The sequence below is a fragment of the Hydrogenophaga sp. L99 genome, assembly GCF_058731905.1.
Map to the genome: position 1 here is coordinate 3,163,005 of NZ_CM178972.1, position 24,844 is coordinate 3,187,848.

Annotated in this window: 23 protein-coding genes and 1 pseudogene; 13 read left to right on the forward strand and 11 right to left on the reverse strand. The window is 63.4% G+C overall.

Annotated elements, in window-relative coordinates; translation table 11 throughout:
• Positions 1-14: 14 nt before the first annotated feature.
• Both AC4QBL_RS15010 and AC4QBL_RS15015 read left to right on the forward strand, forming a co-directional pair.
• Positions 15-953, forward strand: a complete 939-nt coding sequence (locus AC4QBL_RS15010) for an ATP-binding cassette domain-containing protein (RefSeq protein WP_472908118.1) — start codon at positions 15-17, stop codon at positions 951-953.
• Between the two features lies 1 nt (position 954).
• The gene (locus AC4QBL_RS15015; protein ID WP_472901619.1) at positions 955-1,785 is read left to right on the forward strand and encodes an ABC transporter permease; all 831 of its coding nucleotides are present in this window, start codon (positions 955-957) and stop codon (positions 1,783-1,785) included.
• A 113-nt stretch (positions 1,786-1,898) separates the two neighbouring features.
• Here AC4QBL_RS15015 and AC4QBL_RS15020 read toward each other — a convergent pair whose 3' ends face one another.
• The 5 genes from AC4QBL_RS15020 to AC4QBL_RS15040 all read right to left on the reverse strand — a co-directional run bounded on the left by AC4QBL_RS15020 (position 1,899) and on the right by AC4QBL_RS15040 (position 6,147).
• A complete protein-coding gene (locus AC4QBL_RS15020) occupies positions 1,899-2,075 on the reverse strand; it encodes a hypothetical protein (protein ID WP_472901618.1) in 177 nt (58 codons plus the stop codon).
• A 262-nt stretch (positions 2,076-2,337) separates the two neighbouring features.
• Positions 2,338-3,465 (reverse strand): YbdK family carboxylate-amine ligase, encoded by a 1,128-nt coding sequence (locus AC4QBL_RS15025; protein WP_472908117.1) that lies wholly within the window; start codon positions 3,463-3,465, stop codon positions 2,338-2,340.
• A 3-nt stretch (positions 3,466-3,468) separates the two neighbouring features.
• A complete protein-coding gene (locus AC4QBL_RS15030; RefSeq protein ID WP_472901616.1) occupies positions 3,469-4,659 on the reverse strand; it encodes a cation:proton antiporter in 1,191 nt (396 codons plus the stop codon).
• Positions 4,660-4,846: 187 nt separating this feature from the next.
• Positions 4,847-5,701, reverse strand: a complete 855-nt coding sequence (locus tag AC4QBL_RS15035; protein ID WP_472901615.1) for a class I SAM-dependent methyltransferase — start codon at positions 5,699-5,701, stop codon at positions 4,847-4,849.
• Between the two features lie 14 nt (positions 5,702-5,715).
• Positions 5,716-6,147, reverse strand: a complete 432-nt coding sequence (locus AC4QBL_RS15040; protein ID WP_472901614.1) for a potassium channel family protein — start codon at positions 6,145-6,147, stop codon at positions 5,716-5,718.
• Between the two features lie 40 nt (positions 6,148-6,187).
• Here AC4QBL_RS15040 and AC4QBL_RS15045 point away from each other — a divergent pair, with 40 nt between their 5' ends.
• The 3 genes from AC4QBL_RS15045 to AC4QBL_RS15055 all read left to right on the forward strand — a co-directional run bounded on the left by AC4QBL_RS15045 (position 6,188) and on the right by AC4QBL_RS15055 (position 8,250).
• Entirely contained in the window at positions 6,188-7,231 is a 1,044-nt protein-coding gene (locus AC4QBL_RS15045) for a serine/threonine protein kinase (RefSeq protein ID WP_472901613.1), read from the forward strand.
• Positions 7,232-7,321: 90 nt separating this feature from the next.
• Complete coding sequence (locus tag AC4QBL_RS15050) at positions 7,322-7,783, forward strand: MarR family winged helix-turn-helix transcriptional regulator (protein WP_472901612.1); 462 nt, start codon at positions 7,322-7,324, stop codon at positions 7,781-7,783.
• Positions 7,784-7,833: 50 nt separating this feature from the next.
• Positions 7,834-8,250 carry an organic hydroperoxide resistance protein gene (locus tag AC4QBL_RS15055; RefSeq protein WP_472901611.1) on the forward strand — a complete coding sequence of 139 codons (417 nt, stop codon included), beginning with the start codon at positions 7,834-7,836 and terminating at the stop codon, positions 8,248-8,250.
• Between the two features lie 86 nt (positions 8,251-8,336).
• Here AC4QBL_RS15055 and AC4QBL_RS15060 read toward each other — a convergent pair.
• The 6 genes and pseudogenes from AC4QBL_RS15060 to AC4QBL_RS15085 all read right to left on the reverse strand — a co-directional run.
• Positions 8,337-8,651: pseudogene (locus AC4QBL_RS15060) on the reverse strand (hypothetical protein); the annotation flags it as partial.
• Between the two features lie 103 nt (positions 8,652-8,754).
• A complete protein-coding gene (htpG, locus tag AC4QBL_RS15065) occupies positions 8,755-10,704 on the reverse strand; it encodes a molecular chaperone HtpG (protein ID WP_472908116.1) in 1,950 nt (649 codons plus the stop codon).
• A gap of 85 nt (positions 10,705-10,789) precedes the next feature.
• A complete protein-coding gene (locus AC4QBL_RS15070) occupies positions 10,790-12,079 on the reverse strand; it encodes an esterase/lipase family protein (RefSeq protein ID WP_472908115.1) in 1,290 nt (429 codons plus the stop codon).
• A gap of 10 nt (positions 12,080-12,089) precedes the next feature.
• Positions 12,090-12,452, reverse strand: a complete 363-nt coding sequence (locus AC4QBL_RS15075) for a hypothetical protein (RefSeq protein ID WP_472908114.1) — start codon at positions 12,450-12,452, stop codon at positions 12,090-12,092.
• Positions 12,453-12,533: 81 nt separating this feature from the next.
• Entirely contained in the window at positions 12,534-13,847 is a 1,314-nt protein-coding gene (locus AC4QBL_RS15080) for a pseudouridine synthase (protein WP_472908113.1), read from the reverse strand.
• Between the two features lie 60 nt (positions 13,848-13,907).
• Entirely contained in the window at positions 13,908-14,642 is a 735-nt protein-coding gene (locus tag AC4QBL_RS15085) for a Crp/Fnr family transcriptional regulator (RefSeq protein ID WP_472908112.1), read from the reverse strand.
• A 189-nt stretch (positions 14,643-14,831) separates the two neighbouring features.
• On the opposite strand from AC4QBL_RS15085, the gene AC4QBL_RS15090 reads away from it, so the two are divergent.
• From AC4QBL_RS15090 to AC4QBL_RS15125, 8 genes are all read left to right on the forward strand, one after another.
• Complete coding sequence (locus tag AC4QBL_RS15090) at positions 14,832-16,778, forward strand: AMP-dependent synthetase/ligase (RefSeq protein ID WP_472908111.1); 1,947 nt, start codon at positions 14,832-14,834, stop codon at positions 16,776-16,778.
• A 79-nt stretch (positions 16,779-16,857) separates the two neighbouring features.
• On the forward strand, positions 16,858-17,640 hold the full coding sequence (locus AC4QBL_RS15095; protein ID WP_472908110.1) for an ABC transporter ATP-binding protein: 783 nt from the start codon (positions 16,858-16,860) through the stop codon (positions 17,638-17,640).
• 16 nt (positions 17,641-17,656) lie between these two features.
• Entirely contained in the window at positions 17,657-18,586 is a 930-nt protein-coding gene (locus AC4QBL_RS15100) for a branched-chain amino acid ABC transporter permease (protein WP_472901605.1), read from the forward strand.
• 33 nt (positions 18,587-18,619) lie between these two features.
• Complete coding sequence (locus AC4QBL_RS15105; RefSeq protein ID WP_304834907.1) at positions 18,620-19,696, forward strand: branched-chain amino acid ABC transporter permease; 1,077 nt, start codon at positions 18,620-18,622, stop codon at positions 19,694-19,696.
• Between the two features lie 140 nt (positions 19,697-19,836).
• Positions 19,837-21,174 carry an ABC transporter substrate-binding protein gene (locus AC4QBL_RS15110; RefSeq protein WP_304834908.1) on the forward strand — a complete coding sequence of 446 codons (1,338 nt, stop codon included), beginning with the start codon at positions 19,837-19,839 and terminating at the stop codon, positions 21,172-21,174.
• A 103-nt stretch (positions 21,175-21,277) separates the two neighbouring features.
• A complete protein-coding gene (locus AC4QBL_RS15115; protein WP_304834910.1) occupies positions 21,278-22,087 on the forward strand; it encodes an ABC transporter ATP-binding protein in 810 nt (269 codons plus the stop codon).
• Positions 22,088-22,243: 156 nt separating this feature from the next.
• Complete coding sequence (locus AC4QBL_RS15120; protein WP_472901604.1) at positions 22,244-23,497, forward strand: phenylacetate--CoA ligase family protein; 1,254 nt, start codon at positions 22,244-22,246, stop codon at positions 23,495-23,497.
• A gap of 131 nt (positions 23,498-23,628) precedes the next feature.
• Positions 23,629-24,612, forward strand: coding sequence for a tripartite tricarboxylate transporter substrate-binding protein (locus tag AC4QBL_RS15125; protein ID WP_472901603.1), 984 nt, complete (start codon positions 23,629-23,631; stop codon positions 24,610-24,612).
• Positions 24,613-24,844 lie beyond the last annotated feature (232 nt).

A 24,844-nucleotide genomic window follows, 5' to 3' on the forward strand; every position in this document is an offset into this window, starting at 1 on the left:
AGTGAACGCCCCCCGTGACAACCCCTCTTTTCACCTGCCAGCACCTCGTCAAACGCTACGGCAGCGCCACGGTGGTGGACGATCTGTCGTTTGACATTGAACCGGGCGAGTGCCTGGGCGTGATCGGGCCCAATGGTGCCGGTAAAACCACCACCATCCGCATGTGTCTGGGGCTGACGGCGCCCGACGCTGGACAGATCACCGCCTTTGGTGGCCTGGACATGCCGCGCGATGCGCTAGCCATCAAGGCGCAGCTGGGCGTGGTGAGCCAGATGGACACGCTGGACCCGGACTTCAGCTGTGCGGAGAACCTGCTGGTTTATGGCCGCTATTTCGGCATGAGCGCTGCACAGATTCGCCCGCGCATCCCGCAGCTGCTCGAATTCGCCGCCCTGGCGCACAAGGCCGACGCCAAGCCCGGCGAGCTGTCAGGCGGCATGAAACGCCGGCTGAGTCTGGCGCGGGCGCTGGTGAACGACCCGCGCCTGCTGATGCTGGACGAGCCCACCACCGGACTGGACCCGCAGGCCCGCCACCTGATGTGGGAGCGGCTGCAGTTGCTGTTGCAACAGGGCAAGAGCATTTTGCTCACCACGCACTTCATGGACGAGGCCGAGCGCCTGTGCTCGCGCTTGCTGGTGCTGGACCACGGCCGCAAGATTGCCGAGGGGCGCCCGCGCGAGCTGATTGCGCAGCACCTGGAGCCCGACGTGGTGGAGGTGTATGGCAACGGGGCGCTGGCGCTGGCCCGCGACGAGGCGCACGCCAGCTTGCGCGGCCTGGCCGCGCGGGTCGAGGTGAGCGGTGAAACCGTGTTTTTCTACACCGCCCAAGCGCTGCCGCTGCTGGCGGCGCTGGGTGCCCACCCCCAGCTGCGCACCCTGCACCGCCCGGCCAACCTGGAGGACCTGTTTTTGAAATTGACCGGCCGCCAGATCCGAGAGGAAGGCTGATATGAACAACCCTGTGGCGTCTGCCCCCTTGTCTCACTGGGCGCTGCCGCGCCTCTCGGCGCGCTGGTGGCCGGTGTTTCTGCGCAATTTGCTGGTGTGGAAAAAGCTCGCCATCCCCAGCCTGGTGGGCAACATTGCCGAGCCGCTGATGTGGCTGGTGGCGTTTGGCTACGGCATGGGGGCGCTGGTGGGGCAAGTCACCATCAACACACCGCAGGGCGCGGTGGCCGTGCCTTACATCTTGTTTTTAGCCAGCGGCAGCATTTGCATGAGCGCCATGAACGCGGCGAGCTTTGAGGCGCTGTATTCGGCCTTCTCGCGCATGCATGTGCAAAAAACCTGGGACGGCATCATGAACGCGCCGGTGAGCCTGGACGACGTGGTGCTGGCCGAAATGCTGTGGGCCGGCTTCAAGGCGCTGTTTTCGGTCACGGCCATCATGCTGGTGATGCTGGCGCTGGGCATCAGCCACAGCTCCAAGCTGCTGCTGGCGTGGCCGGTGCTGCTGGGCGTGGGTGTCACGTTTTCGTGCATTGCCCTGGTGTTCAACGCACTGGCCAAGGGCTACGACTTTTTCACCTACTACTTCACGCTGTTCCTCACGCCCATGATGTTTCTCTCGGGGGTGTTCTTTCCGAGGGAGCAACTGCCGGGGGTCGTGCGGACCATTTCAGACTGGCTGCCGCTGACGAATGCGGTGGAGCTGGTGCGCCCGCTTTTCATGGACCAATGGCCAGACAAGCCATGGCTGCATGCTGCGGTGCTGGTCTTTTATGCGGTAGCCGCCTTTTGGCTGGCCTTGGCATTGACGAGAAAACGCTTCGCCAAATAAACCTCTGGGGCGCGGGCTTCGCTCAAGAGCGCTGCGAAACCGGCTTTGCTGTGCCGCCAGCGTGGCCCCCTTGAAGGGCTTCGCGTGCAGCGCGGCGGGGGTGGGCCTTCAGGTCAGTGCACCGCGTGCAGCGCTGGCTGGGCGTCTGCGTAAAACTCGCTGCCGCTGTCCATGAAGTCATCCGCGTCAATCACGGCATCGAAGTCCAGCATCTGGCCGTGGGTCTTGGGAATCAGGGGCTTGTCCAGCGGGCTGGCAAATACGCTGGCGCAGGCCGCGTAGGTTGGCACTGCCTTCCATGGCGCTGATCACGGCCTCAGGGTCGAGCATGAGAACGAAGGGGTTGAGGCGGCTTTGGGTGGAGTTCATGGCGGGGTCCTGTTCAGAGAGAGGGGGACAAAACAAACTGTTTGTCCATGTGTCAAACTGTATTCAACCCGTTTCAAAACGTTAAGTCGGCGCACCGCCATTCGTTCTGTAAGAAGTTGCCTGACAAGCCCTCAGAAGGACCGGAAACACCCCGCTTTTCTGCGCTGTGTTCCCGCCAAACGCTCACACCGGTCCGCTGCGCAAGGCTTCCACGCTGGCACGCACCACGCCTTCCACACTGCCGCTCTGGGCAAACTGCTTGCGCAGGTAGCTGGCGTGGTTGCCATCGCGCGCGGCGGTGCGTTCAATCTCGTCCAGCGCCGCTTGGGAGTTCAGGGCCTCGGCGTGTGGACCCAGGTGGCGCAGGGTCGCCAAAATATCTTCGCGAATGCTGATTTGCTCGCGCGTTTTGGGGTTCACCATCATGCCGTCGAGCCCGAAGCGGCAGGCCTGGAAACGGTTGTAGGTGTAGACGAGGTAATCGTCTTCTTCGGGCGGTGGTTCGCTGCGTTCCAGCAAATGGCGGCACAGCGCCTGCAGGTAACAGGCAAGACCAGCGGCGCGCTCCACAGTCAGCGGCGTGTCGCACACGCGCAGCTCAATGGTGCCGTACTCCGGCTTGGGCCGGATGTCCCAGTAAAAGTCTTTCATGGACTTCACCACCCCGGTGGACTCCATTTTGGTGAAGTACACGTTGGCAAATTCTTCCCAGCTGAGCATGAAGGGTGCACGCCCGCTCAGGGGGAAGGCAAACACCGAATTCAGGCGCGCCGAGTCAAACAACGTGTCCACGCCCTGCGAGAAGGGCGATGAAGCAGACAGGGCGATGAAATGCGGCACGTAGCGGTTGAGCGAATGCAGCAAAAACAGCGCTTCGTCGGGGCTGGCGCAGCCAATGTGCACATGCTGGCCGAACACGGTGAACTGCTTGGCCAGATAACCGTACAGGCCCGAAAGCTCCTGAAAGCGCGGTTTGGAAAAAATGCGCTGCTCAAACCAGCGCTGAAACGGGTGCGTGCCACCGCCTGCGATCTCGATGTTGAGCCGGTCTCCGGCCTTCAGCAGCGTGTCGCGGATCTCGCGCAACTGGGCCAGCAGAGGGCCATGCTCGGTCTGGATGTCAGTGGCAATCTCGATCATGCTCTGGGTCATCTCGGGCGTGACCACGCCCGGGAAGGGCTTGCGCCGCAGCAGTTCCAGCAAGTCGTTGGCGCTGCTCGACAGGTCCATGTCGTAGGTGTTGACGAGCTGCAGTTCCAGCTCGACACCCATGGTGAGCGATTTCGATGCTTTGAATGTTTCCAGTGGCATGGCTCAGCCCTCTTTCGTCACATGGGTTTCCTGGGCCGCCATCAGGGCGCGCTGCGTCACCACCGGGCCCAGCAGCTCTTGCACCAGCATCATGCCGGCCATGGCCGAGAGCACCTGCACCGCCGGGTCAAAGCCGTAGAGCCGACTTTGCTCCAGCAACAGAATGGCGAAAGCCGACATGGGCGTGAGCGCCAGACCGGTCAGCAAGCCCTTGCGCTCGGTGATGCCGGAAAGCCGTGCTGCCGCCAGGCTGCAGCCCACCTTGGAGGCGGCGCGCACCACAATGAGCAAGACGCCCAGCAGTGCGCCAGTGCCTACATCGGCCCAGTCCAGCAGCGAGGCGATGTAGACAAACAAAAACACCGAGAGCAGGTCGCCGGCCGTGCCAAAGTCGCGCTGCGCATTGGTCAGGTGCACACGGCGCTCGCGCGCCACAATGCCGAAGGTGAGCGCCGCCAGCAAAGGCGAGAGTTTGAGCCCATAGGACATGGTGGTGAGCAGCAGCACCGCCAGTGCAAACACCACGGTGACACTGCGCTCGTGCGTGCCATGCTGGCGCAGCAGCCAGGGCACCGCCACGCCCAGCAAGGCGCCCACGGCCACCGACGTGGCCAGCACATGGATGCTGCCAAAGGCGGCCAGCGCCAGGTCACCCGAGGTGCTGAGGTACCAGTAACCCACCACCAGCTTGAGCGCCAGCACCGACATGAGGCAATTGATGGCGCACAGGTGCAGCACCCGCTCCGTCACCTGACCGGCACTTCGCAGCTCGTTGGCCACCCGAACAATGCCGGCGGGCGAAGCCGAGATGGACAACGCCGCGATGATGAGGCGCACGTCGATCGCCAGGTCAAACCAGCCGGTGACGGTGTAGATCAACCCAAACGTGACGATGGATTCGACCACCCCCAGCAAGAACACCCAGGGGTTGTGGCGAAACCAGCGCAGGTTGATGCGGTAGCCCAGTTCAAACAGCACCAGGGAGAGCGCGACGTTGGCCAGGAACGGCAGGCCTGGCACATCGCCGGTGAGGCCGGGCAGGTTCAGCAGACCGCCAAGCAGCCCCACCGCCACGTAACTGGAAACGCGCGGTATGCGCCACAACGCGTAGCAGCGCTCGGCCAGAAACCAGGCCAGCAGCAGCACCAGCGGCCAGGCCATGGACTGAAAGAGAAAAGAAAAATCGGTCACCATGGACAGGTTCTCCTGGTTGGAAGCCTGGGTACAAATGCCGCGCGCTGCGGCCAGGCCGCGCACGAAACCAACAGGCTAACCGGCATCAGCGGGACGCTGACTTGAACACCGGGGAACGGCGGCACATGGTGCCGCCACGAAGAGCGCCAGACGACGGAGGCCTGACGGCGCACAGCGACTGAGAGCTTCAGACCGCGAAACGCTGCGTGAGTTCATGCAAATTCAAGGTTTCAAGCACCTGCAACAGGCGCTCACGGGACCGGTCACGGGTGCCGGACCGGTCGTCGGTCATTCTACGGGCCAGTATCAGCTCGTTTTTCATCGAATGCTCCCACCCCACCAGTTCAGTCACCGTGACGCTGTAGCCATGCGCCTCCAACTGCAGGCAGCGCAACACGTTGGTGATCTGGCTGCCAAATTCGCGTGTGTGCAGCGGGTGGCGCCACAGCTCGGCCAGCGGCGTGCGCGACAGGCTCAGCGCCTTGTGCTGGCGCATCACGCCGGCCACCTCGGCCTGGCAACACGGAACCAGCACCATGTGGCGCGCCTGCTTGGCCAGGCCAAAGGCAATGGCGTCGTCGGTGGCGGTATCGCAGGCGTGCAGCGCCGTCACCACGTCGATGGTGGCAGGCAGTTCGCGGTGGGTCAGCGCCTGCTGCACCGTGGTGGCCAGAAAGGCCATACGGTCAAAGCCCAGGCGCAGGGCCAGCGCGCGCGACTTGTCCACCAGCTCGGCGCGCGCTTCCACGCCGTAGACGTGGCCCACCGGTTTGTCTTTGAAAAACAGGTCGTACAGGATGAAGCCCAGGTAGGACTTGCCCGCGCCGTGGTCGGCCAGCGTCACGTCGCCCCGCGCTTTCAACACCTCGGCCAGCAAGGGCTCAATGAACTGAACCAGGTGGTAGACCTGCTTGAGCTTGCGCCGCGTGTCCTGGTTGAGCTTGCCTTCTCGGGTCAGGATATGCAGCTCTTTCAGCAGCTCGACCGACTGGCCCGCGCGCAGTTCGGGCAACTGTTCCTGAAGGGTCTTTTCGGATTTCACGGATTTCACAGATTTCACAAAGGGGCCTGTTGTTTGGGGGGCGGCGAAGTCTGGTCCAGACGGGCCTGAACGAGGCGAATCTGTTCGCGCAGCAAACGGATCTCGTGCATCAGATCGTGTTGAATCTGACGCTCCTCTTCCTCCACTTCGCGTTCCACGAAGATGGCCGCCAGCGATGCCGTCACCATCGACAACACCGCCAGTCCCACAAGGACCACCAGCACGGAAAACATGCGCCCCGTGGAGGTGCGAGGCACCACATCACCATAACCCACGGTGGCCGCCGTGGTGAACGACAGCCACAGGCCGTCTTGCAGCGTCTCGATGCCCGGCTCCAGCGCCCAAAACCCCACACCGCCCAGCAGCAAAATCACCAGGCAGAGGGCCAGCGAATACCAGAGTCCCCGGCGCATCAGATGCAGCCGGCGTTGTTTCAAGCGTTTCATGCCGCGATTCTGGCACGCCGGCGCAGGCCACAATCGGCACATGACCCAACCGCTCAGCAACCACTCGCACCCCTACACCGCCCTCACACCCGACGTGGTGCAGGACGCCTTGGCCAGCATCGGCCTGTGGGGCGACGGTCGCCTGGCTGCGCTCAACAGCTTTGAAAACCGGGTTTACCAGATTTACCTGGAAACACCCCATGACGGCTTCGACCAGGTGGTGGCGAAGTTTTACCGGCCCGAACGCTGGAGCGACGCGCAGATTGCCGAAGAACACGCCTTTGCCGCCGAACTGGTGAGCGCCGAGATACCGGCGGTCCCGCCGCTGGTGGTGAACGGCGCCACGCTGCACCACTTTGGCGGTTTTGCGTTTGCGGTGAGCCCGCGCCGCGGTGGGCGCCGCCCCGAGCTGGACGACTTTGAGGTGCTGGAATGGATTGGCCGCTTTCTGGCGCGCATCCACACGGTGGGCGCGGCGCGTCCCTTTGTGGCCCGCCCGGCGCTGGACGTGGCCGCATTTGCACACGAGCCACGCGACTGGCTGCTCAAGCACCACATGGTGGCGCCCGAAGTGCAAACCGCCTGGTCCGCCGCGCTGGAGGAGGCTCTGGCGCTGATCGAGACGCACCCCGTGCTGCGCGCCCATGAGCCGGGCTGCGAAGACGGCATCCAGCGCCTGCGCCTGCATGGCGACTGCCACCCCGGCAACATCTTGTGGACGCCAGCCGACCTGCCCGGTGCCGGCCCGCATTTTGTGGACCTCGACGACGCGCGGACCGGCCCGGCGGTGCAAGACCTGTGGATGCTGCTCAGCGGCGACCGCCGCCAGCAAACCCAGCAGCTCGGTGCGCTGGTAGACGGCTACGAACAGTTCCGCACGTTTGACCGGCGCGAGCTGGCGCTGATCGAACCGTTGCGCACGCTGCGCCTGATCCACTACAGCGCCTGGCTCGCCCGCCGCTGGGACGACCCGGCCTTCCCCATCAACTTTCCCTGGTTCGGCAGCCGCGACTACTGGCAGGGCCAGGTGGACATGCTGGTGGAGCAAATTGAAGAGATGCAGGGCGAGCCGCTGATGGTGTGACCTGCGCCGCGCTTCCATGAAGCCTTGTCCGGCCCATGGTTATTCGCAATTAAATTGCACACAATTTAATTGCCCTCTACAGTTCAACCCATGGTCACACGCCACACCCCTGACACCGCCCTCTCCGACCAAGCCCTGCGGCTCGACAACCAGCTCTGCTTTGCGCTGTATTCGGCATCGCTGGCCATGACCAAAATCTACAAGCCGCTGCTCGACGAACTGGGCCTCACCTACCCGCAGTACCTGGTCTTGCTGGTGCTCTGGGAACAGGACGGCGTGACCGTGTCCGAGCTGGGCGAACGGCTCAGCCTCGATTCCGGCACGCTGACGCCGCTGCTCAAGCGCCTGGAGGCGGCGGGCCTGGTGTCGCGGCTGCGCGATGCGGTCGATGAGCGCCGCGTGCTGATCCGCCTCACGGCCGAGGGGCGGCAACTCAAGACCCGCGCCCGGCGCATTCCTGGCTGCGTGCTGCAGGTCTCGCAGTGCGAAGTGTCCGAGGCCGTGGCGCTCACCCGCCAGGTGCAGGCGCTGCGCAAGCGCCTCATGGCCTAACCCCATTTTTCACCCCGCCTCAACGAAGCAACCCACCACCAAGGAACCCCATGGCCTCCCTCGACAAAGTTCTCTACACCGCCCGCACCCACACCACCGGGGGCCGCGACGGCGCATCCCGGTCCGACGACGGCCGCCTGGTCGTGACGCACACGCCGCCCGGCGCACCTGGCAATGGCACCAACCCCGAACAGCTGTTCGCCGCCGGTTACTCGGCCTGTTTCATCGGTGCCATCAAGGCCGTGGCAGGCCAGATGAAGCTGGCCGTGCCGGCCGATGTGGCCGTGGACGCCGAAGTGGATCTGGGCCCCGTAGGCCAGGCCTACGGCATCGCCGCGCGCCTGACGGTGCACCTGCCCGGCATGGACCGCACCCAGGCCCAGGCGCTGGTGGACACCGCGCACCAGGTCTGCCCCTATTCCAGTGCGACCCGCGGCAACATCGATGTGACGATCACGCTGGCCTGATTCGCCACCCCAAAGCAAAGGCCCACCCAGGGCAACCCGGGTGGGCCTTTGTGCGGAACCGCGCAGCGCGCTGCCTATTTCTTTTCGTTGGGGTCGTAGACGGTGGTGCTGGTGCCCACGCCCACACCCACTTGAGCGTTGCTGTTGCCGATGGGGGTGCTCACCCCTACGCCGGCGCCGGCGTTCACCCGCCCGTCCTGGTTGACCCCCACGCCCACGCCGACCGGGCCCACGCTGGTGCCCACACCCAGGTTGACCCCGCCCGAACCCACGCCAACCCCGATCGAGAACGGTCCGACCGGAATGCCGATGCCGACGCCCATGGACGAACAGCCGGCCAGCAGGGCACTGACGGCGAGCGTGACCGCCAGCAAGTGGCGCGAATAAGGAACATTTTTCATGGAAAGGCCTTCGTAAAACGGCACGGGTGATTCTGGTGTGATTCAGGCGAACACTCAGAAGTGCCCGCCGTCACAGCCCGTTACCCCTGCGCCGCGTCCCACATCACACCAGCAGCGCGTTGACGCGCTTCACATACGCGGCCGGGTCTTCAGGCAACCCCCCTTCGGCCAGCAGCGCCTGGTCAAACAAAATGTGCGCCAGATCGTCAAAGTGCGCGCTGCCGTCGAGCTTTTTCACCAGCGCGTGCTCGGCGTTCACCTCCAGAATAGGCTTCACATCGGGTGCCTGCTGGCCAGCCTGCTTGAGCATGCGGGCGAGCTGCGTGCTCATGCCGTGGTCTTCCACCACCAGGCAGGCGGGCGAGTCCACCAAACGGGTGGTCACGCGCACGTCCTGCGCCTTGTCTTTCAGCGCTTCCTTCAGCTTGTCCAGCACGGGTTTGAAGGTTTCGGCGGCGGCTTCGGCGGCCTTCTTCTCTTCTTCGTCCTGCAGCTTACCCAGGTCGACCGCGCCCTTGGCCACGCTCTGCAGCGGCGTGCCGTCGAATTCGTGCAGGTGCGACAGCGCCCACTCGTCGACCCGGTCGGCCATCAGCAGCACCTCGATGCCCTTTTTCTTGAACACCTCCAGCTGCGGGCTGCTCTTGGCAGCGGCAATGCTGTCGGCGGTGATGTAGTAGATGGCCTCCTGGCCTTCCTTCATGCGCGCCTTGTAGTCGGCAAAGCCCACGGCCACGGCGTCGCTGGCGGTGCTGGCAAAGCGCAACAGCTTCGCGATCTTGTCGCGGTTAGCGAAGTCTTCACCCAAGCCTTCCTTCAGCACCGAGCCGAACTCGGCATAGAAGGCCGAGTACTTGCCGGCTTCCTTTTCGGCGGCGGCTTGGTCTTCAGCGCTCACCACATCGGTCACGCCGTCGGCGCCCTCTTCGGCTTTGGGCGCCACGTCTTTTTTGGCCAGGTCTTCCAGCATGGCCAGCACGCGGCGGGTGTTGCCTTCGCGAATGGCTTTCACGTCGCGGCTTTCCTGCAGCAGTTCGCGGCTCACGTTGAGCGGCAAATCAGCCGAATCGACCACGCCCTTGACCCAGCGCAGGTACGAAGGCATCAGCGCCTCGGCCTCGTCCATGATGAACACGCGCTTGACGTACAGCTTGATGCCCGACTTGCGATCGCGGTTCCACAGGTCCACCGGCGCTTTGGCCGGAATGTAGAGCAGCTGCGTGTATTCGGTGCTGCCTTCCACGCGGTTGTGGCTCCAGGCCAGCGGCGCGTCCTGGTCGTAGCTGAGGTTTTTGTAAAACTCGGCGTACTGCTCGTCAGAAATGTCTTTCTTGCTGCGCGCCCACAGCGCGTTGGCCGAGTTCACGGCCTCCCACGCGTCTTGCTGCACATACTCGCTCTTCTCGGCGTCCCACTCTTCCTTCTGCATCAGGATGGGCAGGCTGATGTGGTCCGAGTATTTGCCAATAATCTGTTTGAGCTTCCAGTGGCTCAGGTACTCGCTCTTGTCCTCGCGCAGGTGCAAGATGATGCTAGTGCCCCGGGCGGCGCGCTCAATGGCTTCCACCTCAAAGTCGCCGGTGCCGCCGCTGGTCCAGCGCACGCCTTCGGCTGCGGGCAGGCCGGCGCGGCGGCTTTCCACCACGATCTGGTCGGCCACGATGAAGCCCGAATAAAAGCCCACGCCAAACTGGCCAATCAGCTGCGCGTCCTGCTTCTGGTCACCGCTGAGGTGGCTCATGAAGTCTTTGGTGCCGCTCTTGGCAATGGTGCCCAGGTGCTCCACCGCTTCGGCCAGGCTCATGCCAATGCCGTTGTCGGTGATGGTGATCGTCTTGGCGTCTTTGTCGAACGCCACGCGCACGTCCAAGTTCGGCGCGTCTTCAAACAACGCGGCGTTGTTCAGGCCTTCAAAACGCAGCTTGTCGCAAGCGTCCGAGGCGTTGGACACCAGCTCGCGCAAAAAAATGTCGGGGTTGGAGTACAGCGAATGGGTGACGAGGTGCAGCAGTTGCGACACCTCGGCCTGGAATGACAGGGTTTGTTTGCTCATGGAACCAATAGAAGTTTGAAAAACACAGACGCGCTCACATCAGAGCGCCCACGCAAGGCGTGAATTATGGGCGGGGCGGGGTTTTTCAAGCCCCGGCGTCGGGCACGGGGCGCAACCACGCCAACACCTGCGCTGCCACCTCGCGGCTTGACAGCAGGTCCAGGTGGCCGGTGCGGTAGGCCAGGTACTGGCTTTCGCGGGCAAACACCAGGCGCCGGGCTGGCTCGTCGTGCTGGCCCAGCGCGCTGTTCAGCGGCACCAGGCCGTCGCCCATCAGCCGGTCGCCCATCAGCCGGTCGGCCAGCAGACCGCGTTTGGGCGCCAGCGTTGCGGCCACGGCGAAGCAGGCCACCCCTTCGGGCAAAGGCAGCGGGGTGCGGTGGTCGTCGGGCGAGGCAAAGCGGTCGCGGCCCTGCCAGTCGGCGTCCAGCACATGGCCGTGGCGCAGGTCGGTGATGCCGGCGCTGCGGATCTTGCCCAGCTTGGCAAACGGCAGCGTGTGGGGCGAAGACGCCAGCAGCAAGTCCACGCCGTGGCCCGCGCGCTCCAGCGGCGCGCCGTGGTGCGGCGTGCCCAAAAACACCAGCTCGCGCAACAGCGCCGGCCAGCGCTGGCCCGCCTCGCGCGCGGACTGCACGGCCGAACGCGCCACCAGCCCGCCCATGCTGTGGCCCACGATGGTGATGCGCTCCAGCGGCACCGGCCAGGCCGCCACCAGCTGCTCCAGTTGCCGGGCCAGTTCATGGCCATTGGTGGAGGTGTGCAAGCCGCTGTTGTAGCGCAGGTAAACCGGCGTGCAACCCAGCGCCTGCGCCAAAAACGCGCCGTGGTCGTGCCCGCTGCGCAGCCACTGCGTGTCGTTCATGCACAGGCCATGCGCCAGCACCAGCAGGTGGGGGCTGGGCTGGCCCAGCTGCGCCTTCAGCGCTTCGGGCACCAACGGCAACACCTTCCCGCCTTGGCGCAGCTCCATGCGCTGGGCCAGGGGGTTGCCAAAGCTCTGCAGGCGGTCACCCAGCACCCCATTGAGCGCAGCCAGCACCGCCTCGCGCTCGGGCGAAGCGTTCGGGTGCGAGGCCGGGTCGTCCACCAGCGGCAGCAGCAGGGCCAACGCCCCGTCCAGCCCGTGGCCCACGATGTGCGCCACACCGCGAATGCCCCGGTAAATCTGCCCGGTGAGGCCACTGGCCTGCCCGGCCGAAGCCCCAGCCGAAAACCCCAGCCGCCGCAGCACCGACTGGTGCACCCCCTCGGTGATGTTGATCACACCCTGCGTGGCCTGCGAAGCCAACTGGGCAGCACCCCGCAAATCAGACGGGCGCACGTGGCGCAGCACGGCGCGCTTGGGGGTCTTGGGTGGGGTGGGAGCGGTCATGGGTCGTCGCCTATCTACGCCGCAACTCGATGACCTGATCAGGAGCATCTTCAAAATTTACGGAACGCATCCCCATGCGACACCCTCCCATCGATTGATTCCTGTAGGTGGTTATGCCAGTAACCAATGCAGCACTCATCCAGACAACCGTGTATTCGCAAACGCCAATAGTCGCTATCGCGCTGTACTGCCAAGCTTCGCTCTTTCCCTGAAAGATTCGATCATCAGGTGTGCCCATCGTGGACAAAACAAGTTCTCGTGTATCACCAGGGGATATCTTTGCACTCGCTTCTCGCACTGTCGAACAGCCCTGAACAAAAAGACCAGAGGTCAAAATAACCGTCAGGGACACGGTGCGCAAAAGATGTTTCATGGGAACAATCAAATTGATAAATATCCAAAATACAAAGCCATTTGGGAACACCTTATGGCTCAGTGGTATTCGCTGAACGGACTAAGCAAACGACTCCCCCGCCCCCAGATACCGCCACTGCCCCACCGGCAAATTCCCCAGCACCACGTTACCAATGCGGATGCGCTTGAGGCCCACCACATGCAGGCCCACCTGTTCGCACATGCGGCGGATCTGGCGTTTTTTGCCTTCGGTGAGGATGAAGCACAGTTGCTCGGGGTTCATCCAGTTCACTTGTGCGGGTTTCAGCGGTTGGTCGTCCAGGCTCAGGCCGTGGCGCAGCAGAGCCAGCTTGTCGGCCGGAAAGGCGGCTTGCACGCTTTGCGTGACGACGCCAGCGCCTTGCGGGCCGTTGGGCGCATAGTGCACGCGCACCAGGTACTCCTTTTCAATGCCGCTGTTTTCACCAATGAGGGTGCGGGCCACGCGGCCGTCTTGCGTGAGCACGAGCAGGCCCACGGAGTCGATGTCGAGCCGGCCGCAGGGCGCCAGGCCGCGGGTGTGCTCGGGGGCGAAGCGGCGGCTGTCGGCGGGGTGGCGGGCATCGCCGCGCCACTGACTGGGCGCGCCAATGAGGGTGGCGGCGGCTTCGTGGCCGTCTTCGGGCTGCCCGCTCACGTAGCCCATGGGCTTGTGCAGCAAGATGGTGACTTGCCCGGCTTGCTGGTGGCGGGCCTGGGGCAACACGTCGACCTTGGCGTCGGGCGCCACGGGCATACCCATGACGGCGGGTTCGCCGTTGACCAGCACCCAGCCGCGGGCAATCCATTCGTCGGCCTCGCGGCGCGAGCACAGGCCGAGGTCGGCCATGCGTTTGTTCAGGCGGATTTCACCGCGCACGTTGCCCACACGGGCAAGGTCGGGCCGGTGCGGCTGCACCGGACGCGGTGCGTTGGACGGGCCACGCGCAGCGCGGTCGCCGTAGGGTGCGTCGCGCGGATCGCGCGGGTTGCCATAGGGGTCGCTGCGGCCGGGGCGGTCACCCTGGCGGGGGTTGGGGCGTTCGCTCCAGCCGCGCTCGTCACCGCGCGGGCCAGCCGGCGGGCGCCCATAGGCATTGGGTTGCTCGGCTCGGCCGCGTGGGTCTTGCCGCATGTCTGGGCGGGGGCCTTGACGACCATCGTTGCGCTCTTCCCAGCTGCGCTCGCGCCGGTCGGGCGGGGGCGCACCGCGCGGGCCGCCGGCTCGCTCGGGCGCTGCACGGGGGGGCTTGGGCGCGGACGCGGACACGCTTTTGGCGCGGGCCGGGCCAGGTGGGCGCACGGGCGCGCGGCGCGGGGCATAGGGGTCACCGGGCGGCTTGGGGGCAGCGCCCGGGTTGAGCTTAAGGGTGCGGGCAGGTTTGTCGGTCGTCATGGGGGGGATCATCCCAGATGAATGGGTGAATGAAAAAGGAATTGCGCAGGAGAAAGACGCTTAACCCGGCTCCAGCTCGCCCGAACGCAGCGCGGCCAGGTCGAGCACGCGCAGGCCGCCGTATTCCACGCGTATCCAGCCCTTGGCCGACAGCGTGGACAAGGCTTCGTTGACCCGCTGGCGCGACAGCCCCACGAGGTAAGCCAGCTCTTGCTGCGTGATGCGCAAAATGCCATCCACGTTGGGCGAGAGCAGCGGGTGAAACAGGGAGGCCAGGTTGCGGGCGACACGCAGGTCGGGGTTGTTGATGCGGTCAATTTCACGGGCGGCGATGAACTGGCCCAAGCGCTCGTTGAGCTGCAGCATGACGAAGCGGTTGAAGCCGATGGAGTGGTCCAGCAGCCAGTGGAAAGTGTCCACCGGCACCCCGGCCACAAGAGATTTGCGCAGCGCTTGCACGTTGTAGCGGTAGGGCTCGCGCTTGAGCACGGTGCCTTCGCCAAACCAGCCACCCGGCGCCAGGCCGGTGAAGGTGATGGCGAAGCCCTGCGACTCGTCGTTGTTCATTTTCAGCAGGCCGTCCACCAGGCCAAACCAAAAGGTGGCCGAACGCCCGAAGCGGATGATGTAGTCGCCAGCCAGTGCTTCGGTCACCACCAGGCTTTCCACTGCACGTTCGCGCTCGGCAGGGCCCAGACTGGGTAACCAGGGGATTTGCGCCAGCTCGGCTTCGGTGGGCGGACGGGCCCGCTCACGCAGCACAGAGCCTTGGCGACCGGAGGGGAAAAATGACATGGCGCAGACCTGGATGTTCGACGGCACTAAGGGAAAGTCCCAAGGGGGATGACCCATTGATTGTCGTCGTACCGACAACATAACGTCAAACATCGGCCTAACATCCGCTCCAGATTGACTTGAACGCGGTGCGACCGAATCGATCCAGAGGTGCTCTGGACAGGTCCCCGGACACCAGGAGACGTTGCCATGCAAAACACTTTCCCCAGGCTGCTGCTGGAACACGCCCAGCGCCGCCCCGACGCACCCGCCATGCGCGAAAAGGAATACGGCATCTGGCAAACCACCTCCTGGGCGGCCATGGCCAAGCTGGTGGAAGCCATTGCCTGCGGCCTGCACCAGGCCGGCTTGCAGCGGGGCGAGCATATGGTGGTGATTGGTGCCAACCGCCCCCGCCTGTACGCCACCATGCTGGCCGCGCAGGCCATTGGCGCCATTCCGGTGCCGCTGTACCAGGATGCAGTGGGCGCCGAATGCGTGTTCCCCATCAACAACGCCGACATCCGGTTTGCTGTGGTGGAAGACCAGGAGCAGGTCGACAAGATGCTGGAGATCCGCGACCGCTGCCCACAGCTTTCGCATGTGTACTACGACGACCCGCGCGGCCTGCGCAAGTACGACGAACCCGGTCTGGGCGCCCTGGAAGAACTGGTGGCTGCCGGCATGGCCTACGCCAAGATCCACCCCGAGCTGTTTCGCGAACAGGTGGACATGGCCCAGCCCGACGACGTGGCGGCCATGTTTTTCACCAGCGGCACCACCGGCAACCCCAAGGGCGTGGTGCACACGCACAACACGCTGATCGACCGCGCCGCGGTGGGCACGCGCTTTGACAAGCTCACCGAAAAAGACGAGGTGCTGGCTTACCTGCCACCCGCCTGGATCGGCCAAAACATCTTCAGCTACGCACAGTGGCTGGTGGCCGGCTACGTGGTGAACTGCCCCGAGTCGGGCGCCACCGTCACCATCGACCTGAAAGAAGTCGGCCCCACCTACTACTTCGCGCCACCGCGGGTGTTTGAAGGCTTGCTCACCACGGTGATGATCCGCATGGAGGATGCGGGCGCCCTCAAACGCAAAATGTTCCACACCTTCATGGACGTGGCCCGCCGCGTGGGCCCCGACAAGCTCGACGGCAAACCCGTGGGCCTGGTTGATTCGGTGAAATACGCGCTGGGCAATATTTTTGTGTACGGCCCGTTGCGCAACAGCCTGGGCATGAGCCGGGTGCGCGTGGCCTACACGGCTGGCGAGGCCATTGGCCCCGACCTGTTCAGTTTCTACCGCTCCATCGGCATCAACCTGAAGCAGCTCTACGGCTCCACCGAAACGGCGGTGTTTGTGTGCCTGCAACCCGACCACGAGGCCCACGCCGACACGGTGGGTGTGCCCTGCGAAGGCGTGGAGATCAAGCTGAGCGAGACCGGTGAGATTTTGGTGAAATCGCCCGGCTTGCTGAAGGAATACTACAAAAACCCGGCCGCCACGGCCGAGGTGCTCACCGCCGACGGCTGGTACCACACCAGCGACGCGGGCTTCATTGACGCGTCGGGTCACCTGAAGATCATCGACCGCGTGAAAGACGTGGGCCGCATCAAGGGCGGTACGTTTGACAACGCCATGTTTGCGCCCAAGTACGTAGAGAACAAGCTCAAGTTCTTCTCGTACATCAAGGAAGCCGTGGCCTACGGCGACCAGCGCGAAAAGGTGTGCATCATGGTCAACATCGACATGGAAGCCGTGGGCAACTGGGCCGAACGCCGCAACCTGCCCTACGCCGGTTACACCGACCTGGCCCAGAAGCCCGAGGTGTACGAACTGATTCGCGACTGCGTGGAAAAGGTCAACGCCGACCTGAGCCGCGACGAGTTGCTCGCTGGCAGCCAGATCAGCCGCTTCCTGGTGCTGCACAAAGAACTGGACGCCGACGACGGTGAACTCACCCGCACCAACAAGGTTCGCCGCGGCTTCATTGCAGACAAGTACAACGTGTTGATCGACGCGCTGTACGGCGGCAAGACCGAGCAATACATCGAAACCCAGGTGAAGTTTGAAGACGGCCGCACCGGCAGCGTGAGCGCCACGCTGAAGGTGAGCGACGCCAAGACCTTTGCCCCTGTGAAAGCCGCAGCATGAACAACGCCGGACCGCTCCAAGTTGTGCAGACCCCCTCGGGGGGAAGCGCCGTACATGAAATGACAAGCGTGGGGGTCAAATGACCAAAAAAATCGGCGACGTCATTCTCGACGTCCAGAACATCAGCCTGCGCTTTGGTGGCGTGAAGGCGCTGACCGACATTTCCTTCAATGTGAAGGAACACGAAGTGCGCGCCATCATCGGCCCCAACGGCGCCGGCAAAAGCTCCATGCTCAACTGCATCAACGGCGTCTACACGCCGCAAGAAGGCAGCATCAGCTTTCGCGACCAGACCTTCAAGCACATGAACAGCCGCCAGGTGGCCGAGATGGGCATTGCCCGCACGTTCCAGAACCTGGCTCTGTTCAAGGGCATGAGCGTGATCGACAACATCATGACCGGGCGCAACCTGCGCATCAAAAGCAACCTGTTTCTGCAGGCGCTGCGCATTGGCCCAGCGCAGCGCGAAGAAGAAGAGCACCGCGAATACGTCGAACAGATCATCGACTTCCTGGAAATTCAGGCCTTTCGCAAAACGCCGGTGGGCCAACTGCCCTACGGTCTGCAAAAACGGGTCGACTTGGGCCGTGCGCTGGCCATGGAGCCCAAGGTGCTGCTGCTGGACGAGCCCATGGCCGGCATGAACATGGAAGAGAAGCAGGACATGAGCCGCTTCATCCTGGACGTGAACGACGAGTTCGGCACCACCATCGTGCTGATCGAACACGACATGGGTGTGGTGATGGACATTTCTGACCGCGTCGTGGTGCTCGACTACGGCAAGAAGATCGGTGACGGCACCCCGGAAGAGGTGCGCAGCAACGAAGAAGTCATCAGCGCGTACCTCGGTACGAGCCACTGAACACGGAGACAACAAGATGGCATTCTTTTTAGAAGCACTGCTGGGCGGCCTGATGGCCGGCATGCTGTATTCACTGGTCGCGTTGGGCTTTGTACTGATCTACAAAGCCTCGGGCGTCTTCAACTTCGCCCAAGGCGCCATGGTGCTGTTTGCGGCGCTGGCCATGGCCCGATTCTCCGAATGGATTCCGCAGTGGCTGGGGCTGGACAACAAGTTTCTCGGCAATGTACTGGCGTTCGCTGTGGCGGCTGCCTGCATGTTTGTGCTGGCCTGGCTGATTGAGCGGTTTGTGCTGCGCCACCTGGTGAACCAGGAAGGTGTGACGCTGCTGATGGCCACGCTGGGTATCACCTACTTCATCGATGGTCTGGGCCAGACCATCTTTGGCAGCGACATTTACCAGATCGACGTGGGCATGCCCAAAGACCCAATCTTCCTGCTCGAAGGCACGTTTGAAGGTGGCGTGCTGGTGAACCTGGAAGATGTTTATGCGGCTTGTGTCGCCGCCCTGCTGGTGGTGGTTCTGTCGCTCTTCTTCCAGAAGACCGGCACGGGCCGTGCTTTGCGCGCTGTGGCAGACGACCACCAGGCAGCGCAATCCATCGGCATTCCGCTCAACCGCATCTGGGTCATCGTGTGGTTTGTGGCCGGCATCACCGCGCTGGTGGCCGGCATCATCTGGGGCTCCAAGATGGGGGTGCAGTTTTCGCTCACCACGGTCGCCCTGCGTGCCCTGCCCGTCATCATTTTGGGCGGCCTCACGTCGGTGCCCGGCGCCATCATCGGTGGCCTGATCATCGGTGTGGGCGAAAAGCTCTCCGAGGTCTACCTGGGCCCTTATGTGGGCGGTGGCATCGAGATCTGGTTTGCGTACGTACTGGCGCTGGTGTTCCTGTTGTTCCGGCCCCAGGGCTTGTTCGGCGAGAAGATCATCGACCGCGTCTGACCCCACAACAAAAATACAGAAAGGGTTCACACCATGTTCTATCGTGAAAACGGTCAGTTCAAGACCTCGTACCGCGCCGACCAGCAGATCTTCCCGATCGCGCAAGACCGCTGGGCCATTCTGGCGCTCATCGCCTTTGCCTTCATCGGCGTGCCGTTCCTGGTCGACGAATACATGTTCCGCGCTATCCTGATCCCGTTCCTGATCCTGGCGCTGGCTGCGCTGGGGGTAAACATTCTGGTGGGGTATTGCGGCCAGATTTCGCTGGGCTCGGGCGCATTCATGGCGGTGGGCGCCTACATGGCCTACAACACCTACATCCGCATTGACGGCATGCCACTGATCGTGGCGCTGCTCGCTGGTGGTTTCTTTGCCACGCTGGTGGGCATGTTCTTTGGTATTCCCAGCTTGCGGGTGAAGGGCTTGTATCTGGCGGTGGCCACGCTGGCCGCTCAGTTCTTCTGTGACTGGGCCTTCCTGCGCATCGGTTGGTTCACCAACAACACCGCGTCAGGCTCGGTTTCGGTGTCCAACTTGAGTGTGCTGGGCTGGCGCATCGACACCCCGGTCGAAAAATACCTGTTCTGCCTGGCCTTTCTGGTGGTGTTTGGCTTGCTCGCGAAAAATCTGGTTCGCTCGGCCATTGGCCGCGAGTGGATGGCCATCCGCGACATGGACGTGGCGGCTGCGGTGATCGGTATTCGTCCCATGTACGCGAAGCTCAGCGCGTTTGCGGTCAGCTCTTTCATCATCGGCGTGGCCGGTGGCCTGTGGGGTTTTGTCCACCTGGGTTCTTGGGAGCCGGCTGCTTTCTCCATTGACCGGTCGTTCCAGTTGCTCTTCATGGTGATCATCGGCGGCATGGGCTCCATCATGGGCAGCTTCTTTGGCGCGGCGTTCATCGTGATCCTGCCCATTTTCCTGAACCAGTTCCTGCCTTGGGCGGGTGGGTTGCTGGGAATGTCGATTTCCACGGCCGCGATCTCGCACACCGAATTCATGGTGTTCGGCGCGCTGATCGTGTGGTTCCTCATCGTTGAGCCCCACGGCCTGGCCAAGTTGTGGAGCGTGGCGAAACAGAAGTTGCGGTTGTGGCCGTTCCCGCACTGACGTCAACGGGCTGGCGAGCCTGGCGTATGGGGGTGAATCCCGATGGGGTCATTCCCGATGCGCTTCGGCCGCAAACGCGTTGAACTGACAGGTCACTGTGCTTTGTGTGTGTGTTTGATTTTTCTTAGGAGACAAGCGTGATGAAACTTCGCAATCTGGTTCTTTCTGCATCTGTGGCCTGCATGGGCATGTCGGCCGCGCTGGTAGCGCCGTCCGCCATGGCGCAGGCCAAGGAACAGTTCTTCCCCTCGCTGGTGTACCGCACGGGTGCCTACGCGCCCAACGGCGTGCCCTTTGCCAACGGCTACGCCGACTACCTCAAGCTCACCAACGCGCGCGGTGGTATCAACGGCGTGAAAGTGTCGTTTGAAGAATGCGAAACCGGCTACGCCACCGACCGCGGCGTGGAGTGCTACGAGCGCCTGAAAGGCAAAAACGGCGGCGCCACGGTGTTCCAGCCGCTGTCCACCGGCATCACGTTTGCCCTGACCGAAAAAGCGCCCATCGACAAGATCCCGCTGATCACCGCTGGCTACGGCCGCAGTGAGTCGGCCGACGGTGGCGTGTTCAAGTGGAACTTCCCGATTGCCGGCACCTATTGGGTGGCCGCAGACGTGATCATCCAGCACATCGGCAAGAAAGAAGGCGGCCTCGACAAGCTCAAGGGCAAGAAAATTGCGCTGGTGTACCACGACAGCCCGTTCGGTAAAGAGCCTATTCCGGTGCTGCAAGAGCGCGCTGCGATGCACGGCTTCCAGCTCAGCCTGCTGCCCGTGACGCACCCTGGTGTGGAGCAAAAATCCACCTGGCTGCAGATCCGACGCGACCGCCCCGACTACGTCATCAACTGGGGCTGGGGCGTGATGAACTCCACCCTGTTGAAGGAAGCACAGGCCACAGGCTACCCACGAGAGAAAATCTACGGCGTGTGGTGGGCTGGTGCCGAGCCTGACGTGAAAGACGTGGGCATGGGCGCCAAGGGCTACAACGCCATCACCATGCAGCACGGCACCGAAAAAGGTTCGGCCATTGCCAAGGAGATCCTGGCCAAACTGCACGACAAGGGCCAGGGCACCGGTCCCAAAGACGAAGTGGGCGAAGTGCTTTACATGCGCGGTCTGATCAGCGCGATGTTTGCCGTGGAAGGTGTGCGCCAGGCGCAAGAGAAGTACGGCAAGGGCAAGTGGATTTCTCCCGAGCAGGCTCGCTGGGGTTTTGAAAACCTGAACCTGACCCAGGCCAAACTGGACGCGCTGGGCTTCAAGGGCGTGCTGCGTCCCGTGTCCACCTCGTGCCAAGACCACATGGGCGCCAACTGGGCCCGCATCCACACGTGGGATGGCGCCAAGTGGAACTTCAGCAGCGACTGGTACCAGGCCGATGAGCAGCTCCTGAAGCCGATGGTGAAAAAGGCCGCTGACGCCTACGCCGCCGAGAAGAAGCTGACGCGCCGCACCCCGGCCGACTGCCAGTCCTGATAGGACCCCTGCCCTGCCCGCCCCGGGCAGGGCGCGGCCCTCGCGGGCCGCCAGCCGACAGGGCTGCACCGCAGCCTTGTCGATTGGTCAAAGGAAAATGCACATGGAACCCACCAAATCCGTACTCAACGTCAATGGCATCGAGGTCATCTACAACCACGTGATCCTGGTGCTCAAGGGCGTTTCGCTCAACGTGCCCGAAGGCAAAATCGCGGCGGTGCTGGGCGGCAACGGCGCCGGCAAAACCACCACGCTGCGCGCCATCTCCAACCTGCTCAAAGCCGAGCGCGGCGAGGTCACCAAGGGCAGCATTGAGCTGCGCGGCGAGCGCATTGAAAACCTCACGCCGGCCGATCTGGTGAACCGGGGCGTGGTGCAGGTCATGGAAGGCCGGCACTGCTTTGCCCACCTGACCATTGAAGAAAACCTGATGACGGGCTCTTACACCCGCACCGACAAGGCGGAGATCGCGCGCAACCTGGAGAAGGTTTACAACTATTTCCCGCGCCTGAAAACACGCCGCACCAGCCAGGCGGCCTACACCTCGGGCGGCGAGCAGCAGATGTGCGCCATTGGCCGTGCGCTCATGACCAACCCGAGCGTGATGCTGCTTGACGAGCCGTCCATGGGCCTGGCGCCGCAAATCGTGGAAGAGGTGTTCGAGATCGTGAAAGACCTCAACACCAAAGAAAAGGTGACCTTCCTGATCGCCGAGCAAAACACCAACATGGCGCTGAAGTACGCCGACTACGGCTACATCATGGAAAGCGGCCGCATCGTGATGGACGGGCTGGCTTCTGACCTGCGCAACAACGAAGACGTGAAAGAGTTTTACCTGGGCATGGGCGGCGGCGAGCGCAAGTCGTTCAAAGACGTGAAGAGCTACAAACGGCGCAAGCGCTGGTTGGCTTAACCGCCAGCGTCACCCCCTCAAGGGGGCAACGCTGGCGGCCCGGCGAAGCCGGTTCTGCGGCGTTCTTGGTTTAAGGCATTGCAGCTGTCCGGTTAAGCCCTTTCTGTGACGCTCTTGGTTTGAGATAGCTCTACCCCACCTTTTGTGGTTTTGAATATGACCGATTTTTTTGACGCTCTGGAAACCCGTTCGCCGGCTGAGCGTGAAGCAGCGCAAATGGCGGCGCTGCCGACCCAGATCGCACACGCTCAGGCGAACAGCGCGGCCATGGCCGAGATTCTTCGCGGTGTGGACGCATCCACGGTGAACAGCCGCGCTGCGCTGGCGCAGCTGCCCGTCACGCGCAAAAGCGAGCTGCTGGATCGCCAGAAAGCCCTGCGCGCTGCGGGCGGCGATGCATTTGGTGGTTTTTCAGCGCTGGTGCGCGGGCCCCGCATGTCCCGCATTTTTGCCAGCCCAGGCCCCATCTATGAACCCGAAGGCCACACGGCCGATTACTGGCGCACTGGGCGGGCTTTGTACGCGGCGGGTTTTCGCTCGGGTGAGCTGGTGCACAACAGCTTCAGCTACCACATGACGCCGGGCGCTTTCATTCTGGAAGCGGGCGCACACGCGGTGGGCTGCACCGTGTTTCCGGCCGGCACCGGCCAGACCGAACAGCAGCTCGAAGCCGTGCTGGACCTCAAACCCAACGGCTACACCGGCACACCCAGCTTTCTGCGCATCTTGCTCGAAAAGGCCAAGGAAGCCGGCGCCAACATCGCATGCCTGACCAAGGCGTCGGTGGGCGGTGAAGCCTGTCCGCCCAGCCTGACGGCCTGGTTCAAGGAACAAGGTGTGGACGTGTACCAGACCTACGCCACAGCCGACCTGGGCCTGGTAGCTTACGAGACCAGCGCGCGCCAAGGCCTGGTGCTCGAAGAAGGCGTGATGGTGGAAATTGTGCGCCCGGGCACCGGCGACCCCGTGCCCGAGGGCGAGGTGGGCGAGCTGGTGGTGACCACGCTCAACCCCGCGTACCCACTGATCCGCTTCGGCACCGGTGACCTTTCTGCCATCTTGCCCGGCACCTGCCCCACCGGGCGCACCGCGCCGCGCATCAAAGGCTGGATGGGCCGCGCCGACCAGACCACCAAGATCAAAGGCATGTTCGTGCACCCCTCGCAGGTGGCCGACATTGCGCGGCGCTTCCCGCAGGTGGGCAAGGCCCGCTTAGTGGTCAGCGGTGAAATGGCCAACGACTCCATGTGTCTTCAGGTGGAGGCGGCCGAAGCCCTGGATGGACTGGGCGCACAAATTGAGGCGGCCATGCGGGATGTCACCAAGCTGCGCGGCACAGTGCAAGTGGTCAGCCCGGGCACCCTGCCGAACGACGGCAAGGTGATTGAAGACGCGCGCAGCTACCAGTAGGCGCACGACAGACACACCAATGGGGGATGAATCAGGGTTTCCCCTCATTCCCGGCTAAGTATTTACCGCGATTTCCTGATGGTTTTGAAGGGCTAACATAGTCCTGTGACCAACCTTTCAGGAACATCTGCATGAAAAAGATCTTTGCTCTGGCCTTGACGGCTGCCGTGTCGGTGAGCGTTTTCGCCCAAGAATTTCCAGCGAAACCCATCACCATCGTGGTGCCTTTTGCCGCAGGCGGCCCCACCGACCTGGTGGCCCGCCAATTGGCCGAAGCCATGCGCAAGCCGCTGGGCGGGGTCAGCATTGTGGTGGAAAACGCGGCCGGCGCAGGAGGCACCATTGGCGCCACCAAAGTGGCCCGCGCGGCACCCGATGGTCACACGCTGCTGGTCTGGCACATTGGCATGGCCGCCACCGCCGGCCTGTACCGCAAGCTGCCCTACAAGCCGCTGGAAGACTTTGAGTACCTGGGCATGATCAACGATGTGCCCATGACGCTGCTGGGCTCGCCCAAGCTGCCAGCCAATACCTACCGCGATTTTGAAGCCTACATCCGCGCCAATGGTGGCAAGCTCAACCTGGCCCACGCGGGCCTGGGTTCGGCCTCGCACCTGTGCGGTCTGATGTGGCAATCGGCTGTCAAGCTGGACAAGTCCATGACCACCATTGCCTACCGTGGCACCGGCCCGGCCATGAACGATCTGATCGGCGGCCAGGTGGACGTGATGTGCGACCAGACCACCAACACCACCAGCCAGATTGAAGGCGGTCGCGTGAAGGCGTTTGCGGTGACCACGGCCAAGCCGCTGTCGGGCCACAAACTGCTCAAAGACTACCCATCGCTGCAAGAGATGGGCCTGAAAGGCTTCAACCTGACCATCTGGCACGGCATGTACGCGCCCAAGGGCACGCCAGCGGCCGTGACCAAGAAGATCAACGATGCGTTGCTGGTGGCACTGAAAGACCCCGAATTCATCAAGCGCCAGGAAGCGCTGGGCGCACTGGTGGCCAACGACGCCCGCGTGACGCCCGCTGGTCACAAGGCTTTCGTGGCGGCTGAGATCACGAAGCTGAAATCCGTTATTGACGCAGCCGGCCAGTTCGCAGACTAAGCGGACCCCCGGCAGCAACCCATGCCCCTTGCGGGTGGGGTTGCTCTGCCCCACAAGCCGCCTTCGGGCGGCTTTTTCATGGGGGGGGGTGTCACACAAGGGCGCCACCCTGTCGCGGGTCCACCGTAAACTGACTCGAGGGGGCCTTGGGCCTCCCAGGTTGCAGTCCGGGCTGCCCCGCATGGCATGACGGGCAAACGGGCACTGCGGACACACACCGACACCCCACATG

Coding starts and splice junctions, on each gene's coding strand:
- AC4QBL_RS15050 (WP_472901612.1), top strand. CDS start 7,322: ATGGTCACACGCCACACCCCTGACACCGCCCTCTCCGACCAAGCCCTG.
- AC4QBL_RS15125 (WP_472901603.1), top strand. CDS start 23,629: ATGAAAAAGATCTTTGCTCTGGCCTTGACGGCTGCCGTGTCGGTGAGC.
- AC4QBL_RS15015 (WP_472901619.1), top strand. CDS start 955: ATGAACAACCCTGTGGCGTCTGCCCCCTTGTCTCACTGGGCGCTGCCG.
- AC4QBL_RS15095 (WP_472908110.1), top strand. CDS start 16,858: ATGACCAAAAAAATCGGCGACGTCATTCTCGACGTCCAGAACATCAGC.
- AC4QBL_RS15100 (WP_472901605.1), top strand. CDS start 17,657: ATGGCATTCTTTTTAGAAGCACTGCTGGGCGGCCTGATGGCCGGCATG.
- AC4QBL_RS15055 (WP_472901611.1), top strand. CDS start 7,834: ATGGCCTCCCTCGACAAAGTTCTCTACACCGCCCGCACCCACACCACC.
- AC4QBL_RS15090 (WP_472908111.1), top strand. CDS start 14,832: ATGCAAAACACTTTCCCCAGGCTGCTGCTGGAACACGCCCAGCGCCGC.
- AC4QBL_RS15070 (WP_472908115.1), bottom strand. CDS start 12,079: ATGACCGCTCCCACCCCACCCAAGACCCCCAAGCGCGCCGTGCTGCGC.
- AC4QBL_RS15120 (WP_472901604.1), top strand. CDS start 22,244: ATGACCGATTTTTTTGACGCTCTGGAAACCCGTTCGCCGGCTGAGCGT.
- htpG (WP_472908116.1), bottom strand. CDS start 10,704: ATGAGCAAACAAACCCTGTCATTCCAGGCCGAGGTGTCGCAACTGCTG.
- AC4QBL_RS15085 (WP_472908112.1), bottom strand. CDS start 14,642: ATGTCATTTTTCCCCTCCGGTCGCCAAGGCTCTGTGCTGCGTGAGCGG.
- AC4QBL_RS15040 (WP_472901614.1), bottom strand. CDS start 6,147: ATGAAACGCTTGAAACAACGCCGGCTGCATCTGATGCGCCGGGGACTC.
- AC4QBL_RS15030 (WP_472901616.1), bottom strand. CDS start 4,659: ATGGTGACCGATTTTTCTTTTCTCTTTCAGTCCATGGCCTGGCCGCTG.
- AC4QBL_RS15105 (WP_304834907.1), top strand. CDS start 18,620: ATGTTCTATCGTGAAAACGGTCAGTTCAAGACCTCGTACCGCGCCGAC.
- AC4QBL_RS15080 (WP_472908113.1), bottom strand. CDS start 13,847: ATGACGACCGACAAACCTGCCCGCACCCTTAAGCTCAACCCGGGCGCT.
- AC4QBL_RS15115 (WP_304834910.1), top strand. CDS start 21,278: ATGGAACCCACCAAATCCGTACTCAACGTCAATGGCATCGAGGTCATC.
- AC4QBL_RS15045 (WP_472901613.1), top strand. CDS start 6,188: ATGACCCAACCGCTCAGCAACCACTCGCACCCCTACACCGCCCTCACA.
- AC4QBL_RS15110 (WP_304834908.1), top strand. CDS start 19,837: ATGAAACTTCGCAATCTGGTTCTTTCTGCATCTGTGGCCTGCATGGGC.
- AC4QBL_RS15025 (WP_472908117.1), bottom strand. CDS start 3,465: ATGCCACTGGAAACATTCAAAGCATCGAAATCGCTCACCATGGGTGTC.
- AC4QBL_RS15075 (WP_472908114.1), bottom strand. CDS start 12,452: ATGAAACATCTTTTGCGCACCGTGTCCCTGACGGTTATTTTGACCTCT.